We start from the raw sequence: 15,150 nt of genomic DNA on the forward strand, positions 1-15,150 counted from the left end.
TCACGCGCTGATCAGGTCTTCAAGCCGGAAACGCGCGATACGATAGATCTGGTCGAGGCTCGCGCGCAGTTCGTCCGCGCGGCCGTTGTTCACGCGCGCCTCGAAGTTCGCGATGATGCCGTGGCGGTCGTAGCCGCGCACCGCGAGAATGAACGGAAAACCAAATTTCTCCCGATAGGCGGCGTTCAGTGCCAGCAGCTTGTCGAACTCCTCCTGCGTGCATTGCGAAAGGCCCGCGCCGCTTTGCTCACGCGTGGATTCCGCGGTGAGTTCGCCGCGCACCGCCGCCTTGCCGGCGAGCTCCGGGTGCGCGTTGATCAACGCGAGCTGCTTCTGTTCGCCCGCCGTCTCGACAATGTTGGACATCTTGCGATGCAATTCGTCGACGCTTGCAAAAGGCCGCTCATGCGCGGCAAGTTCCGCGACCCACGGCGAATGCTCGAAAATGCCCGACAGCGCCGCCACGAAGGCGTCGGTCGAACTGCTGTTGAGTTGGTCCAGTGTGTAATGCATCGCCTTCATGCCGCCGCCCCGCGGTTGTTGTGCTGATACGGATGATGTTCGCGCCAGTGCCGCGCAATGTCGACGCGCCGCGTGACCCATACGCGGTCATGCTGTTCGATGTGGTCGAGAAAACGTTGCAGCGCGCGAAAGCGCCCCGGGCGTCCGAGCAGCCGGCAGTGCATGCCGACCGACAGCATCTTCGGCGCTTCGTCGCCTTCTTCGTACAGCACGTCGAACGCGTCGCGCAGATACGTGAAGAAATGGTCCGCTGTGTTGAAGCCCTGCGGGCTCGCAAAGCGCATGTCGTTGGTGTCGAGCGTATACGGCACGATCAGTTGCGGCACCGTGGAACCGCCTGTGACCTCGACGTCCATCCAGAACGGCAGGTCGTCGCCGTAGTAGTCGGAGTCGTACAGAAAACCGCCATATTCGGCGACGAGCCGGTGCGTGTTCGGACTGTCGCGCCCGGTGTACCAGCCAAGCGGCCGCTCGCCCGTCACACGTTCTATAGCCTGCATGCCGAGCCGCATATGCTCGGCTTCCTGTTCCGGCGAGACGCTCTGATAGTGAATCCAGCGATAGCCGTGACATGCAATCTCATGACCGAGCTCGACGAACGCCCGCGCGAGCTCCGGGTGCCGTTCGATCGCCATGCCCACGCCGAACACGGTGAGCGGCAGGCCGCGCTTTTCGAATTCGCGCAGAATGCGCCACACGCCCGCGCGCGAGCCGTACTCGTAGATCGACTCCATGCTCATGTGACGCGCCGGGTACGCGGCCGCGCCGACAATTTCTGACAGAAACTGTTCGGAGCCGGGATCGCCGTGCAGCACGCAATTTTCACCGCCCTCCTCGTAGTTGAGGACGAATTGCACGGCGATACGCGCTCGCCCTGGCCAGTTCGCCTGCACCGGGTGGCGGCCGTAGCCGATCAGATCGCGTGGATAGTTGGAGTCGAGTGGCATGATTTGACGAATGCGTGGTGGCAATACGTGTGTGCTCGCGCGACGCGGCGCAAGATGCGCCAAAGGCACCGCTGAAGCGCTCGCGGCAGTCTGCATGAGCGCCGCTCAAAGCGCGTCCGGCAGCCCGCGCCGAGTTGAACCAGTGTAGCGAAAACACCCGGATGCGCCCATACACCCGGGCAGATAGTGCGTGTCAGACTGAATGTATGTGCGGCTGCTCTTCGCTGGTGTTTACCCGCAGCGAGCCCGCATGGATCGCGCGCGGCGGCAGCGGGTTCGGGTCCACTGCCGACGGACTGAACGATTCCAGCGAGCCGTCGTAACGCTTGGGCAGCGGCCGCGCGTAGTCGCCGCGCTTGGCTGTGGAAAGACGCAGTGTGACGAGCGCCTCCGTCCATTTCACGGCGGCCGTCACGCCCTCGATCACAGGAGCGCCCAACGCGTCCTCGATCTCTGCGCAAAGCTCCGCCATGCCCGCACAGCCCAGCACGATCGCGTCCGAGCCGTCCTCGGCCAGCGCGCGCCGACATTCGTCCAGAATGATGCGGCGCGCAGCCGACCCCGGCTTGTCCAGATCGAGCACCGCGACGTCGGTCGCGCGCACGTTGCGGCAAAAGCGCCGCATTCCATAGCGCTCGGCGAGATGCCATGCCATGCCGCAGGTACGCGCCAGTGTCGTCACCACCGAAAAACCCGGCGCCAGCACGCTCGCCGCGTGCATGGCCGCCTCCGCGATGCCGACCACCGGCCCGCGCGCGAGCTCACGCGCCGCGTAAAGACCAGGGTCGCCGAAGCACGCGATCACATAGCCGTCGCAACCCTCGCGCTCGCCTGACATGACTTCGGCGAGAAGGCCGGGCGTCGCGAGCGCTTCGTCGTAATAGCCTTCGATGGAGGGCGGGCCCATCGTCGGACTCACTGCGATAATCTCCGTGCCCGGCGCGGCGACTTCGCGTGCGCAGCGGCCCATTGCATCGGTCATGCGCTGGGTCGTGTTCGGGTTGATCAGTTTGATGCGCATGTCGTCTCCTTTTTCTACACCGGCAGTGCACCGGCACTGCCGCTTCCATCCAGCGACGCTCAGCGCGCCAGCACGCGGTAGAACAGCGCGCCGAGGCCCGCGCCGATGAACCACGAGAAGTTCGCCATACCGTCGAGCGAGGGCACCATCACGCACAGCACCGCAATGAGCGCCGCCGGCAGGAGCGCCGCAACCGCCCGATAGTTCACGCCGTTGCGATACCAGTACGAAGCTGTGGGCGCCACGCTGTACAGATCGTCAAGCACGATTTTCTGACGCTTCACCAGGTAGTAATCGACGATCAGGATTCCGTACAAAGGTCCGATGAAACTGCCGAGCACGTCCAGCGTGTAATGAATCACGGCCGGGTTGTTGAAGAGATTCCAAGGCGTGATGAAGATCGACGCCACCGCGGCGAGCATGCCGCCCGCGCGCCAGCTGATGAGCCGCGGCGCGACGTTCGAGAAGTCGAAAGCCGGCGACACGAAGTTGGCGACGATGTTGATGCCGATGGTCGCGATCGTAAAGGTCAGCGCGCCCAGAATCACCGCGGTCGGATAGTCGATGCGCCCCACCGTTTCAACCGGGTCGGTAATCAGTTGGCCGAACACCGGCAGCGTGGCCGCCGTGGTGATCACCGTGACGAGCGAAAACGCAAGGAAGTTGACCGGCAGTCCCCAGAAATTGCCGCGCTGCACGCTGCGAAAACTCTTGCCGTAGCGGGAAAAGTCGCCGAAATTCAGCATGGGCCCGGAGAAGTACGAGACCACCAGCGAGGTCGCCGTGATCATTACAGGCAGCACCTCCATGCCGTGATACTTGACGCCGCCCAGATTGATGCCGATGTTGCGCCAACCCGCGCGGTACACCATGTAGCCGGCCAGAATGAACATCACCACATAAACCGCAGGCCCGGCGAAGTCGATGAACTTCTTGATCGTCTCCATGCCATGCCAGAACACCAGCGCCTGCAACACCCACAGCAGCATGAAGCCGCACCAGCCGAGCGTGGAAAGCCCCATCAAGCCGTGGCGATGCACGTCGGCATACGGCAGCAGTTGCGGAACGAACTTCAACACGACAATGACCAACGCGCTCGACGCGAGATACGTCTGGATGCCGTACCACGCGACCGCGATCAGGCCGCGAATCACTGCGGGAATATTGGCGCCGAGCACGCCGAAGGTCGCGCGGCATGCCACCGGATACGGCACGCCATTCGCCTGGCTCGGCTTCGCGATCAGGTTGCACAGCAGGTTGACGATCGTGATGCCGACGAGCAGCGCGATCAGCACCTGCCAGCTCGTCAAGCCGAGCGCGAACAGGCTGCCGGCGAATACATAGCCGCCGACGCTGTGCACGTCCGACATCCAGAACGCGAAGATGTTGTAGGCGCCCCAGGTCTGGTGACGCAGCGGCGCGAGGTCCTCGTTGTAGAGGCGCTCGCTGTAGCCGGCCGGCAGCGCGGGCTCGCCGGACGTGTCGCCGTCTGCATAAGGGGGGATTGCGGAACTGCCGGGCGCTGCACTGAACTGAGCCATGATTCCTCCTTGTGATGGGACCGTCGATTGCAAATCGAAGGGCATTGCATTGGCCATGCCAGTTGCGGTTCTGCTGCGCGTCCCGCACCTGCCGTCCGTGTGGACGCAGGTAGCCCGGACTGCCGCCATGGCCTCGCCGCGGTTGTCTCCGTACTGAAGTACTTGTGGTTATCGCATTGCCGGCCTTCCGCGGATTTCCGGCAAGCGGACTGCTTTCTCGTCTCGCCGCTCGCCAAAGCGACGGACGTGCGTGCGCCAGCCGGCAGCGCCTGCTCAAGGCCGCCGTGCAACGCTCGCTTGATACGGTTCAGTTCAGTGCGGCGCGCACCAGCAACGGGCGCACGCCGGCCGCATGCCTCAGCCTGGCGCGGACTTGCGTTTGGATAGCTTCGTGGATGACTCTTCGGGTGATGCTTCGACGGGGCTGCTGAATGCACCCGCTTTGGCGCCACGCTTTGCGCCGCTCCTTGCGTCGCCTGTTACACCGCTTGTTACACCGCTTGTTGCACCGCCCGTCACGCTATTAAGCGCGCCGAACACCTCACGCAAATCGGCTGCGCCGCGCGCGGGCCGCTCCAGCATCTTCAACTCGACGCTCTGCAGATGGCGCGACATCAAATCCGCCGCCTTTTCTGCATCGCCGGCGTCGAGCGCGGCGAGAATGGCTTCGTGATCCTCAAACGAGCACGGGCTGCGACCCAGCGATTCGTACAACGCCGAAATCAACGTGGAGCGCGCCACCAGTCCGTTCAGGCAATCGCATAGCACAGCATTGCCGGTGAGCTCGGCCAACGCCGTGTGGAACTCGCCGGACAAACGAATCCATGACGAAAAGTCGCGCGTCTCGAACGCCTTGCGTTCGCGGCCGATCATGCTGCCAATGTTCTTTAGCCGGCGCATGCCGTGCCCGCTGCAAATCTTCTCGACGACCGCAAGCTCGATGATGCGGCGCATCTCGAACACCTCGTGCACTTCCTGAAGCGACGGACTCGCGACGAAAGCGCCGCGGTTCGGCTCCAGATCCACCAGACGGTCGGTCGCGAGCTGTGCCAGCGCCTGCCGGATCGGCCCGCGTTTCACCGCGAATACTTCGCACAACTGTGCTTCTGTCAGCTTCGCTCCTGGCGCCAGCCGATGCTCGAGGATCGCGGCGCGGATGCGCTCGGCAATTGCTTCGGGCTTCGAACTGTTCGCGCTGGTCGGCTCGATGTTGGACATGATTTGCGTCTCGGTATGTTGGTCATAATAGGGTGGACATAAAGATTGTCAACAATTTTTGCTCGCATTGGCGACGCTTGAGGCGGTGATGGGCGGGCTCGGAGCGGGAACTGCGCGGTCGGGGCTTACTGGATGGGGGGGACGCATGCAACCTGCTGGATTTCCCTTAATTTCCGGCGCCCGATTTTGTTGACAAAAACGTCGCGCTTGCGCGTGGTGTTGCTGATCGTTTCGCCGTCCAGATGCCGGCAGTTAGTTCCGTGGACGTCCATAAAAAAAGCGGGCCAAGCCCGCTTTCGATGACCGGTTTGTCAGCGCAAACACGGATAATTGGATAACGTCATCCTGAAGCCGTTTGCATCCGCGACGAGGTGCGCGTCGGCTCCGACCGGCAACGTCAGCATGTCCGGCACGTGCCCGAACTGCAAGCCGGTGATGATCGGAATGCCGATCACCGACCTCATCTGCTCGATCATGGCCTGCAGGTCGTAGCCATTGTCGTAGTCGAACGGCTTGCCGCCCGAGAAATCGCCCAGTACGAGCGCCTGCTGTTGATCGAGAATCCCGGACAGGTGCAGTTGATAAAGCATTCGCTCAATGCGAAACGGCTGTTCGTTCACGTCTTCCACGAACAGCACCCCGCCCTGCACCGGCGGCATGTACGGCGTGCCCACGAGCGACGTGAGAACGGCCAGATTGCCGCCCCACAACGTGCCGGAGACGTCCACCGCGTGCGCCTGCGGCACGTTTCGCGAGATCGTCACGGTGGGCTGCGTCAGCGCCGACCAGAAGTGACGCATGGTGAATTCGCTGACGTGTTCCGCGCCGAAGTCGCTCATCAGCATCGGACCGCTGAAGGTTTTCAGACCAGCGCGCGCAAGAAGCGCCAGCTGGACCGCCGTAAAGTCGCTATGGCCGACGAGAGCGACCGGCTGAGCGCTCAGCCGGCGTTGCAGCCCATCGTAGTCGAGGCCGTGCAGAATGCGCACCGCGCCGTAGCCGCCGCGCACGGCCAACACCACATCGGGCAACGGGCGCGATGCATCCGCGAGCCGGTTCAGGTCCGCCGCACGCTCGCTATCCGTACCGCCGAAGCGCTGATACCGACGCTGCGTCGCCTCCACGCCCTCCACGCGATGCCCCTGTGTGCGCAGGCGCTGCAACGCGCGATTCAGTACATCCGCGTCGTGCGGATAACCGGACGGCGCAATCAGGTCGAAGGTACGGTGAATGGTCATCGGCGGATTTGGTCGGGATTATGGGGGAAGTTTGCCGCTCAGTTGCCACTGAGCGCCGGCTAGCGCGGCTCGCCGGGATCGGTTTGCGCGCCTATGCCTGCGCGCGCCGCAGCCCGCGCGTCGCGACTGGCGCGGCGGCGCTCGGCAAAGAACGATTTCAGCGCCGCGCCGCATTCGTTTTCTAGCACGCCGCCGGTTACCTCGGTGTGGTGATTCAGTTGCGGGTTGGCGAATGCGTCCACGACGCTGCCACACGCGCCCGTTTTCGGGTCGCGCGCACCGAACACGACGCGCGCAATGCGTGCGTGCATGATCGCCCCCGCGCACATCAGACAGGGCTCCAGCGTCACATACAGTTCGCAGCCCGGCAACCGGTAGTTCTCTACGACTTGCGCCGCGGCGCGCAACGCGACCATCTCCGCGTGCGCCGATGGATCGTGCGCACTGATCGGATGGTTGAAACCTTTTGCGATGACTTCGTCGCCGCGTACCAGTACCGCGCCGACGGGCACTTCGCCGGCCGCACGCGCCTCTTCGGCCGCGGCCTGAGCGAGCGCCATGAAGCGGAGATCGCGCTCGCTGACAGTTGGAGCGTGCTCTGTTGGGGCGTGCTCTGTTGGGGCGTGCTCTGTTGGGGTGTGCTCTGTTGGGGTGTGCTCTGTTGGGGTGTGCTCTGTCGGGGTGGGCTCTGCCGGGGTGGGCTCTGCCGGGGTGGGCTCTGCCGGGACGTGCTCTGCCGGGACGTGCTCTGCCGGGACGTGCTCTGCCGGGACGTGCTCTGCCGGGACGTGCTCTGCCGGGACGTGCTCCGCCAGGGTGTGCTCCGCCGGGACGTGCTCTGCTGTGGTGGGCGCTGTCGCGGTATGCGCTGCCGCAATGTGCGCTTCTGATGCGTGCGTTGTGGGGCTGGACGCTGTCGCGGCGGGCGCCTTTGAAGTGCGCGCGGCCTGAGTGGTCACGGTGGAGTCTGCCCCCATGGTGCCGGCAGCCGCCTCACCAACAATCAAATCTGTTCCACTTGCCGTTTCAAGCGGCATAGCCGGCAACGTGCCGGCCTCAAGCCGATCAGCGTCGGCCAGCGGCGCGCCGCACGGGGTAGCGGGCACGCTCACGGCGTCCTCGCGACGGCGGGTTGCGCGCCCGGCGCCGCCAAACCGGTGCCGTCCGCGACAGGGGCCGCTGCGTTCGACGTGCGCTCGGACAGTCGCTCGGCAATCCGGCGGCAATACTCATGTGGCAGTACGAAAGCGCTGCCGCGCAGCGATTCCAGCGCCATATCCAGCGCCAGCATGCGTGCCTGGAGGCGGCACCGGGTGGCCTTGTCGCTCACGGCATTGAGCTCGGTCTGCAGGTCGCGCAACGCGCGCAGCTGCTCGAGCGCAGGTGGCACAAAGCCCGCATTTTTCAGAATCCGGTTAGCAACGCGCACTTCTTCGGGGACCAATGCATCTTCGTCCAGGTCAAGCGGTGCGCCGGCGCCGGGCAAATCGTCGAGCTCGCCGCGCGCGGCTGCGGCGGCAATACGCTGTTCGACTAACGCATCAAGCAATCTCATCTGCAATCCACTACGTTGCGGCCCAAGCATTCTATCAGGGAGCGCACGGGGGCTCTCCTCAAGGCTGGGCCCGCTCTGCAGATCCGGCCGGTGACACCATACGAAGGCCGCCGCCGCGTGCTTGTGCGAAGCGAGCAGTCGATTCGGGACCGAGCGCCGTACACCGGCGAGCCCCGGTTGCCTTGCGGTCCGATTCGGGCTGCACCACGTTAGCCTTGGCAGAACGCGCGCCATACGGTTGACAAGAAGCGCGGCGGCGCACCGCTGATTGCCCGCCATGCGCCCGCTCCCTTGCGGCGCACTCACCCGATCGCAGAAGCAGGAAGGCCGTACCGTACAAGCCGCACACCAATGCGCTACAGCTCGACACCTTCAAGGGGCCAGCGCGCGAGCACAAGATGCCTGGTGCGCCCCAGCAAGCTGTGTATAAGCGCAAACCCGCGCACGTTCCAGCAAACCGGCTCGATCGGGCCCGCGGCGACCCACGGCAAACCGTAAGCCAACGTCACATGTGGCGTGTAAGCGGCTGCCGCTGAGGTCGCATGACTTCCAATGCCGCATTCCCGCAACGCGTCCTCCAACGCATCGTGCAGCGCATGCAGACCGACGACGCCGTCGGACCCGGTCAGGACCAAAGGCCCGGGCCGCGGTTTTGAGGCGAAGCTCGCGACCGTGTCGAACTCGACAGTAAACGGCGCCATCCGGATGGAAGCTGCGGCTTGCATCGCCGCCTCGACGTGCGCCTGCGGCAGCCCGCCCGCGAAATTGCCAAGATGGCGCAGCGTGACGTGCAAACGACTGGCGGCGAGCGGCCGGCCGCGAGCACGTGCTTCCCCACAAAGCCGCTGCGCGAGCTTTGCAATACCGGCCGCCGTATGGGTGTCCGGAAAGACAGCGAAGAAAAGACCGTCTGTGGGGACGGGCGGCGCCTCCAGCCCGGGCAACCAGAGTTGTTCAGGCATCTCGCTCCTGCATGTTGAACGCCGCCATCTACACGTTTCCTCCTTCACGTTGGGCTCGCGTGCGGCGATGGGTTCGCCCTCGCAGCCGCATTGCCACACCTTTCAAAAAACACTTGCGCTTGCCGACTGCCTACGTAGAATACTGTACATCCATACAGTATTGGCGGCAACGTGGAACTGCAAAAAAAGCTGGAAATTCTCGCAGACGCAGCAAAATACGACGCATCCTGCGCAAGCAGCGGCGCGCCAAAGCGCGCGTCGCGTGGCACTGCAGGTTTGGGCGCAAGCACCGGGGCAGGAATCTGTCACAGCTTCACGCCAGATGGGCGCTGCGTGTCGCTGCTGAAAATCCTGCTCACCAATTTCTGTCTGTACGACTGTCAGTATTGTGTGAACCGGCGCTCCAGCAACGTGCCTCGGGCGCGCTTCACGCCAGAGGAGGTGGTGGAACTCACGCTGGATTTTTATCGGCGCAACTACATTGACGGGCTGTTTCTGAGCTCCGGCATCATTCGTTCGTCGAACTACACCATGGAGCAACTGGTCAGGGTCGCGCAATCGCTGCGGGTCGATCATCAGTTCCGCGGCTACGTTCATCTGAAAACCATTCCCGACGCGGATCCGGAACTGATAGCCCAAGCCGGCCGCTACGCGGACCGCTTGAGCGTCAACATCGAACTGCCGACCGAAACCAGCCTCGCGCGCCTCGCGCCCGAAAAGAACGTGCGAACCATCAAGCTTGCCATGGGCTCGATTCGCCTCGCACAGGAGGAAGCGCTGAGCGACACAAAGGCCCCGAAATTCACGGCTGCCGGACAAAGCACACAAATGATCGTCGGCGCGGATCAGACAAACGACAGCACGATCTTGCAGACAGCCGAAACGCTGTACGGTTCATACAAACTGAAGCGGGTGTACTACTCGGCGTTCAGTCCGATCCCAGACAGCCCTTCGGCCGTGCCCGGCGCAGCCCCGCCGTTGCTGCGCGAGCATCGGCTGTACCAGGCGGACTTTCTGCTGCGCGGTTACGGCTTTAGCGTCGGCGAGCTGTTCCAGGAACCAGGCAACCTGCCGCTCGACATGGATCCGAAGCTGGCGTGGGCTCTCGCACATCGCGAGCAGTTTCCCGTGGACCTGAACCGCGCGCCGCTGCGCATGATCGCACGGGTGCCGGGTATCGGCATGCGTAACGCGAAGCGGCTGGTCGAACTGCGGCGCTCGCGGCGCGTGCGCTATGAAGACCTCGTGCGCCTGCGTTGTCCGCTGGAAAAAATCAAGCCGTTCGTCGTCACTCAGGACTATCGCGCGGCCCTGCATGATGCGCCGTCCGCACATCTGCGGCGGGTTTTGACACCGCCGTCCGTGCAAATGCAGTTGTGGTGACATGCCGTGCTCCGTAGCATCGAGATCAGCAACAACTTCGGCGCTTGGCGTGCCGCCTCACTGGCGGCGTTGGCTCAAGGGCTCCCGCCCGAGGCGATCGAGTGGCGCCTCAGTGAGGGCGCCGGTTCCGAGTCGCTAGTCGAGCAGGCGGCGTTCGACTATGGCGAGGGCGTCGGCATTGCGGCCCCGGTGGCGCAGGCGCCCGCAATCCATGTGTCGAAGGAGTTGGCGGCGTTGCTGCGCGACGCAGCGCTCTATCGCGAGCCGCACCGCTGGGCGTTTCTGTACAAGGTGCTATGGCGTTGGCAACAGGGAGATCGAGCGGCCGCGTCGCCGGCCGATGAAGACGGCGCGCGGCTTTATCGCATGGCTAAATGCGTGCGCCGCGCGAAGCACGACATGATTGCGTATGTGCGCTTCCGGAAGAACGCGGACGCTTCGGTGCCTGAGTACATCGCGTGGTATGAGCCGGAACACGACGTCCTGGCTTGGGGCGCCGAACATTTCGCGCAACGCATGGGGCGTTCATCGTGGATGATCGCGACACCGCACGGCGCCGCATTCTGGGACGGCGCAGAGCTGCGTATCGATAACGACCGCGCGCTGCGTGACCCGCATCGGTGCGAGACGAATGACGAAGCGCAAGCCCTATGGCTCGCCTATTACCGCAGCACGTTTAACCCGGCGCGCCTGAACGAGGCCGCGCTCGCGCAGCACATGCCGGTGCGATTCTGGAAAGCGTTGCCGGAAGGACGGCTCATTCCCGGCATGATCAGCGAGGCACGGAGCGGCGCGCGGCGGCTCGCGCAAGCGAGCGGAGTGGCAGCATTCAACGGCAAGGCAATTTCTGTCGAAGCAGAAGTGGCGCAACCGCTACGCGAGCAACCCTCTTCGTTGGATGCGTGCCGGCGTTGCGATTTATGGCGCAACGCGACTCAGGCGGTGGGCGGCGTGGGGCCCCGCGACGCACGAATCATGGTGATCGGCGAGCAACCCGGCGACCACGAAGACCTGAGCGGCCAGCCGTTCGTCGGCCCCGCCGGCCAACTGCTGAACAGCGCAATCGCGCACGCCGGACTCGTGCGCGAGCAGCTATATCTGACCAACGCGGTCAAGCATTTCAAGTGGGAGCCGCGCGGCAAGCGCCGGCTGCATAAAACGGCCGCCCAGCGCGAGATGCAAGCGTGCTCGCATTGGCTCTCGCAGGAACTGGAAACGGTTCGTCCGTCTGTGGTGGTCACACTGGGCACAACGGCGCTCAATGCGTTGCTGCGCGAAAAGTCTAGCCTGCAGGACTATCTCAAGGGTCCTTTTGAGCTCGAGGGCGGCTGGGGCATTGCGACGTATCACCCTTCGTTTGCCTTGCGTCAGCGGAGCGACGCTGCGCGCGAAAAGGTGATGGCCGCAATCAGCAATGCGCTCAGCGAGGCACGCAAGCTCGCGCAATCCATACGAGGCGACCCGCGGGAAGTTCCGTAGCTGTGGAGATTGCGTCGCAAGCGGCGCTGAGCTTGGTATGCGGTAATGCGTCGGCCGACCGGGCAGCCAGACAGCCGGCCGGTCAAGCGGTCAAGCACCCGGGCGGTCAGGCAGCCAAACAGCCGGGCGGTCAGGCGCTCAGGCGCTCAGGCGCTCAAGCGCCCACACGGTCAGACCCGCACCCACTCAGCCGGTCATCAAATCCCCTGCCACCTGCGCTAAAAAAATTCCCCAGCCCTACTCTCATCGGCCTCTCATCGACATAAACTCACAACCCCACACCACAGCAAACCACCAGGCCACCTCAATGAAAGACGACGTCGCGCGAGTCCCGCTTTCCACTGCATTCTGGTATTGGCTGAGGCTCGGCTTCATGAGCTTCGGCGGCCCGGCCGGGCAGATCGCGCTGATGCATCAGGAACTCGTCGAAAGAAAGCGCTGGATCTCTGAAAAGCGCTTCCTGCATGCGCTCAATTTCTGCATGGTGCTGCCAGGGCCCGAAGCGCAGCAGCTCGCGACGTACATCGGCTGGCTCATGCATCGCACGTGGGGCGGCGTGATCGCGGGCGGACTGTTCGTGCTGCCGTCGCTTTTCATTCTGATGGGCCTTTCGTGGGTCTACCTCGTGTTCGGCAGCGTGCCGGCCGTGGCCGGCGTGCTCTACGGCATCAAACCGGCGGTAACCGCGATTGTCGTGTTCGCCGCCTATCGCATTGGCTCGCGCGCGCTCAGGAACGCGTGGCTATGGGCCATCGCCGCTGCGGCGTTCATTGCGATCTTCGCCGTCAAGGTGCCCTTTCCGCTGATCGTCCTCGTGGCTGGCATCACGGGCTACGTCGGCGGCAAATATGCGCCGGGCACCTTTGCGATCGGCGGCAGGCATGACGCCGCCGCACAAACTCATGCGCCCGCGCTGATCGACGACGACACCCCCACGCCTTCCCACGCACTCTTCACCTGGAAGCGCTTTTTCATCGTGCTGGCCGTGTTCGTCGCTTTATGGCTCGCGGCAATCGGCACGTTGGCGATGATCTTCGGACGCCAAGGCGCGCTCACGCAAATGGGCTGGTTTTTCACGAAGGCCGCGCTGCTCACGTTCGGCGGCGCGTATGCCGTCTTGCCCTACGTCTACCAAGGCGCGGTCGAACACCAGCACTGGCTGACGGGGCTGCAGATGATCGACGGTCTCGCGCTCGGCGAGACGACGCCGGGCCCGCTCATCATGGTGGTCGCCTTCGTCGGCTTTGTCGGCGGATGGACGAAAGCGATATTCGGCCCCGACGCGCTCGTGCTGTCCGCGGTTCTCGCCGCCACTATCGTCACGTTCTTCACGTTTCTGCCTTCATTCATGTTCATTCTGCTTGGCGGCCCCTTCATCGAGACCACGCACGGAAATCTCAAGTTCACCGCGCCGTTGACGGCAATTACCGCAGCGGTGGTCGGCGTCATTGTGAATCTGGCCGTGTTTTTTGCGTTGCACGTGTTGTGGCCGCGGGGGTTGCAAGGCAGCTTCGACTGGCCGTCGCTCGTCATCGGCCTCGCGGCCGGCATTGCGCTGTTTCGCTTCAAGGCCGGCGTGATCCCCGTGGTGCTGGTGTGCGGCGTGATAGGGCTCGCGTATCGGCTACTGGTGTGATGAAACGCACGCCTGCGGCATTGCGGCATTGCGGCATGCCGTGACGGCGCACTCAGGTGGCGGCCACCAGCAACTCCTCGGCATTGTTCGGCGGGCGCAAGCCGTCGCTTCTATTCGCGAAGTAGCGCTGCGTGAGGTCAGCGGCTGAAACATGCCGGGCCTGCGCGAACCCGGCTTCGCGGGCAAGGGCGAGCATCTGCGTCGGCGTAAAGAAACTGAGGAACGGCGTGCCGCTTGCGCGCGCGCCCTTCTCCGCCATTTCCAGTCCGGGGCGCACCTCGGGGTCGGCCATTTCCAATGGCAGCAGGAAGGTCATCGCAAGCGTCGATCCGCGCGCGAAGGCCGCGACTTCGCGCAGCGTGGCCGCGTTTGCCTCGCGTGTCAGGTACATGCTCACGCCAGTGGAAACGACCACGGCCGGCTTGCTGCTGTCAAAGCCTTCTTCCACCAGGCGGTCGCGCCACGCCTCGCCGGCCTCGAAATCGACCGGCACGAATCGCAGCCAGGGTGCAATGCCGAAACCCAGTTCGACAAGGCGCTGGCGCTTCCACGCCTGCGGTGCCGGCTGGTCGATTTCGAACACGGCGAGGCGCGAAGCAAGCTCCGGCCTGCGCTGCGCAAAACTGTCGAGGCCCGCGCCCAGAATCACGTACTGATCGATGCCGCGCGCGGCCTCCCCGGCCAGCAGATCTTCGACGAAGCGCGCGCGAGCCACGATCGACGCGCGAAACGCACGCGTGAACTGCACATCCATGTCGCCGCGCTGGCGCCAGTCGTCGCCGGGAGCGAGCAGTTGCAAACCGATCGGATCTTCGAAAACCGGCGGTGCGGCGTCGGCCTCCATGTGGAGTGCACGCCAAAGGGCGACCCGAGCCGCGGTGCTGTCGGGTGCCAGTTTGCGTTCTTCGTTCATGAGCGCCCTCCTTATTACGAGTGTCCAGGAATGCGGGAATGCTACGCTTGAGCGCCGCGTTCGGGCACGGCAGCGCTAAGCGCGACAAGCATCGAGCATAGCATCGGCATAGCGGCCCATTCGCCGCCCGCGCCCCGCCACACAAGACCCAATACAGCCGCATCTCTATGCGATCATCGTACAAACCAACCCCGACCCAACAGGGAGAGCGCCATGAACACCAAATGGTTTTCGAACTTCGCAAGCTATCTTTCGACGATGACCGGTCGCCCGGGCACCTTCGTCATCGCCGTTTCGCTCGTCGTCGTATGGGGCGTCACCGGACCGTTCTTTCACTACAGCGACACGTGGCAGCTCGTGATCAACACGTCGACTACCATCATCACGTTCCTGATGGTTTTCCTGATCCAGAACACGCAGAACCGGGACACCGCCGCGATGCAGATCAAGCTTGACGAACTGATTCGCGCGCTGGAAGGCGCGCATAACGCGCTGCTCGATCTGGAGGAACTCGAAGAGAAAGACTTGACGCGTTTTCGCAAACAGTACGAAAACCTCGCGAAGGAAGCGCGCACTGCGCTGCGCGAAGGCGGCAGCGATACCGATTCGCCGTTCGTCGACCATCGCGACGTAGAAAACGACAGGCGCGATGACGACGAGCGGCGCGGCGGCAAAGAGGCATCTGACAAGCGAGCCACCCGAAAAGAGAAAGACTAGTGCGGGCTTTTCGCTCAG

General features: G+C 63.9%; 12 protein-coding genes and 2 pseudogenes. 4 read left to right on the forward strand and 10 right to left on the reverse strand.

Annotated features, from left to right (window positions below):
* From uraD to F757_RS0124670, 9 genes and pseudogenes are all read right to left on the reverse strand, one after another.
* The gene (gene uraD, locus F757_RS0124625; protein WP_027213706.1) at positions 1 to 522 is read right to left on the reverse strand and encodes a 2-oxo-4-hydroxy-4-carboxy-5-ureidoimidazoline decarboxylase; all 522 of its coding nucleotides are present in this window, start codon (positions 520 to 522) and stop codon (positions 1 to 3) included.
* Positions 519 to 1,469: an allantoinase PuuE gene (gene puuE / locus F757_RS0124630; protein ID WP_027213707.1), complete on the reverse strand. Its 951-nt coding sequence runs from the start codon at positions 1,467 to 1,469 to the stop codon at positions 519 to 521. The genes uraD and puuE overlap by 4 nt, the downstream gene beginning before the upstream one ends.
* A 193-nt stretch (positions 1,470 to 1,662) precedes the next feature.
* Positions 1,663 to 2,490 carry an aspartate/glutamate racemase family protein gene (locus F757_RS0124635; RefSeq protein WP_027213708.1) on the reverse strand — a complete coding sequence of 276 codons (828 nt, stop codon included), beginning with the start codon at positions 2,488 to 2,490 and terminating at the stop codon, positions 1,663 to 1,665.
* Positions 2,491 to 2,549: 59 nt separating this feature from the next.
* Positions 2,550 to 4,031: an NCS1 family nucleobase:cation symporter-1 gene (locus tag F757_RS0124640; protein ID WP_027213709.1), complete on the reverse strand. Its 1,482-nt coding sequence runs from the start codon at positions 4,029 to 4,031 to the stop codon at positions 2,550 to 2,552.
* A gap of 525 nt (positions 4,032 to 4,556) precedes the next feature.
* Positions 4,557 to 5,249 (reverse strand): annotated as a pseudogene (locus F757_RS0124645) (GntR family transcriptional regulator); the annotation flags it as partial.
* 311 nt (positions 5,250 to 5,560) lie between these two features.
* On the reverse strand, positions 5,561 to 6,487 hold the full coding sequence (ldcA, locus tag F757_RS0124655) for a muramoyltetrapeptide carboxypeptidase (RefSeq protein WP_027213711.1): 927 nt from the start codon (positions 6,485 to 6,487) through the stop codon (positions 5,561 to 5,563).
* A 59-nt stretch (positions 6,488 to 6,546) separates the two neighbouring features.
* Positions 6,547 to 7,071, reverse strand: a pseudogene (gene tadA, locus F757_RS0124660) (tRNA adenosine(34) deaminase TadA); the annotation flags it as partial.
* A 524-nt stretch (positions 7,072 to 7,595) separates the two neighbouring features.
* Positions 7,596 to 8,042: a DnaJ family domain-containing protein gene (locus tag F757_RS0124665; RefSeq protein WP_027213713.1), complete on the reverse strand. Its 447-nt coding sequence runs from the start codon at positions 8,040 to 8,042 to the stop codon at positions 7,596 to 7,598.
* Between the two features lie 356 nt (positions 8,043 to 8,398).
* Positions 8,399 to 9,004, reverse strand: a complete 606-nt coding sequence (locus F757_RS0124670) for a 2'-5' RNA ligase family protein (RefSeq protein WP_027213714.1) — start codon at positions 9,002 to 9,004, stop codon at positions 8,399 to 8,401.
* A gap of 171 nt (positions 9,005 to 9,175) precedes the next feature.
* On the opposite strand from F757_RS0124670, the gene F757_RS0124675 reads away from it, so the two are divergent.
* From F757_RS0124675 to chrA, 3 genes are all read left to right on the forward strand, one after another.
* Positions 9,176 to 10,387, forward strand: a complete 1,212-nt coding sequence (locus F757_RS0124675) for a putative DNA modification/repair radical SAM protein (protein WP_027213715.1) — start codon at positions 9,176 to 9,178, stop codon at positions 10,385 to 10,387.
* Positions 10,388 to 10,393: 6 nt separating this feature from the next.
* The gene (locus F757_RS0124680; protein ID WP_027213716.1) at positions 10,394 to 11,866 is read left to right on the forward strand and encodes a UdgX family uracil-DNA binding protein; all 1,473 of its coding nucleotides are present in this window, start codon (positions 10,394 to 10,396) and stop codon (positions 11,864 to 11,866) included.
* Between the two features lie 307 nt (positions 11,867 to 12,173).
* On the forward strand, positions 12,174 to 13,502 hold the full coding sequence (gene chrA, locus F757_RS0124685) for a chromate efflux transporter (RefSeq protein WP_027213717.1): 1,329 nt from the start codon (positions 12,174 to 12,176) through the stop codon (positions 13,500 to 13,502).
* Positions 13,503 to 13,554: 52 nt separating this feature from the next.
* On the opposite strand, the gene F757_RS0124690 is transcribed toward chrA, so the two are convergent.
* Positions 13,555 to 14,415 (reverse strand): class I SAM-dependent methyltransferase, encoded by an 861-nt coding sequence (locus F757_RS0124690; RefSeq protein ID WP_027213718.1) that lies wholly within the window; start codon positions 14,413 to 14,415, stop codon positions 13,555 to 13,557.
* A gap of 213 nt (positions 14,416 to 14,628) precedes the next feature.
* On the opposite strand from F757_RS0124690, the gene F757_RS0124700 reads away from it, so the two are divergent.
* Positions 14,629 to 15,132 carry a low affinity iron permease family protein gene (locus tag F757_RS0124700; protein ID WP_027213719.1) on the forward strand — a complete coding sequence of 168 codons (504 nt, stop codon included), beginning with the start codon at positions 14,629 to 14,631 and terminating at the stop codon, positions 15,130 to 15,132.
* The last annotated feature ends 18 nt before the right edge of the window (positions 15,133 to 15,150 follow it).

The organism is Burkholderia sp. WSM2232 (genome assembly GCF_000472545.1).
Taxonomy (GTDB): Bacteria; Pseudomonadota; Gammaproteobacteria; order Burkholderiales; family Burkholderiaceae; genus Paraburkholderia.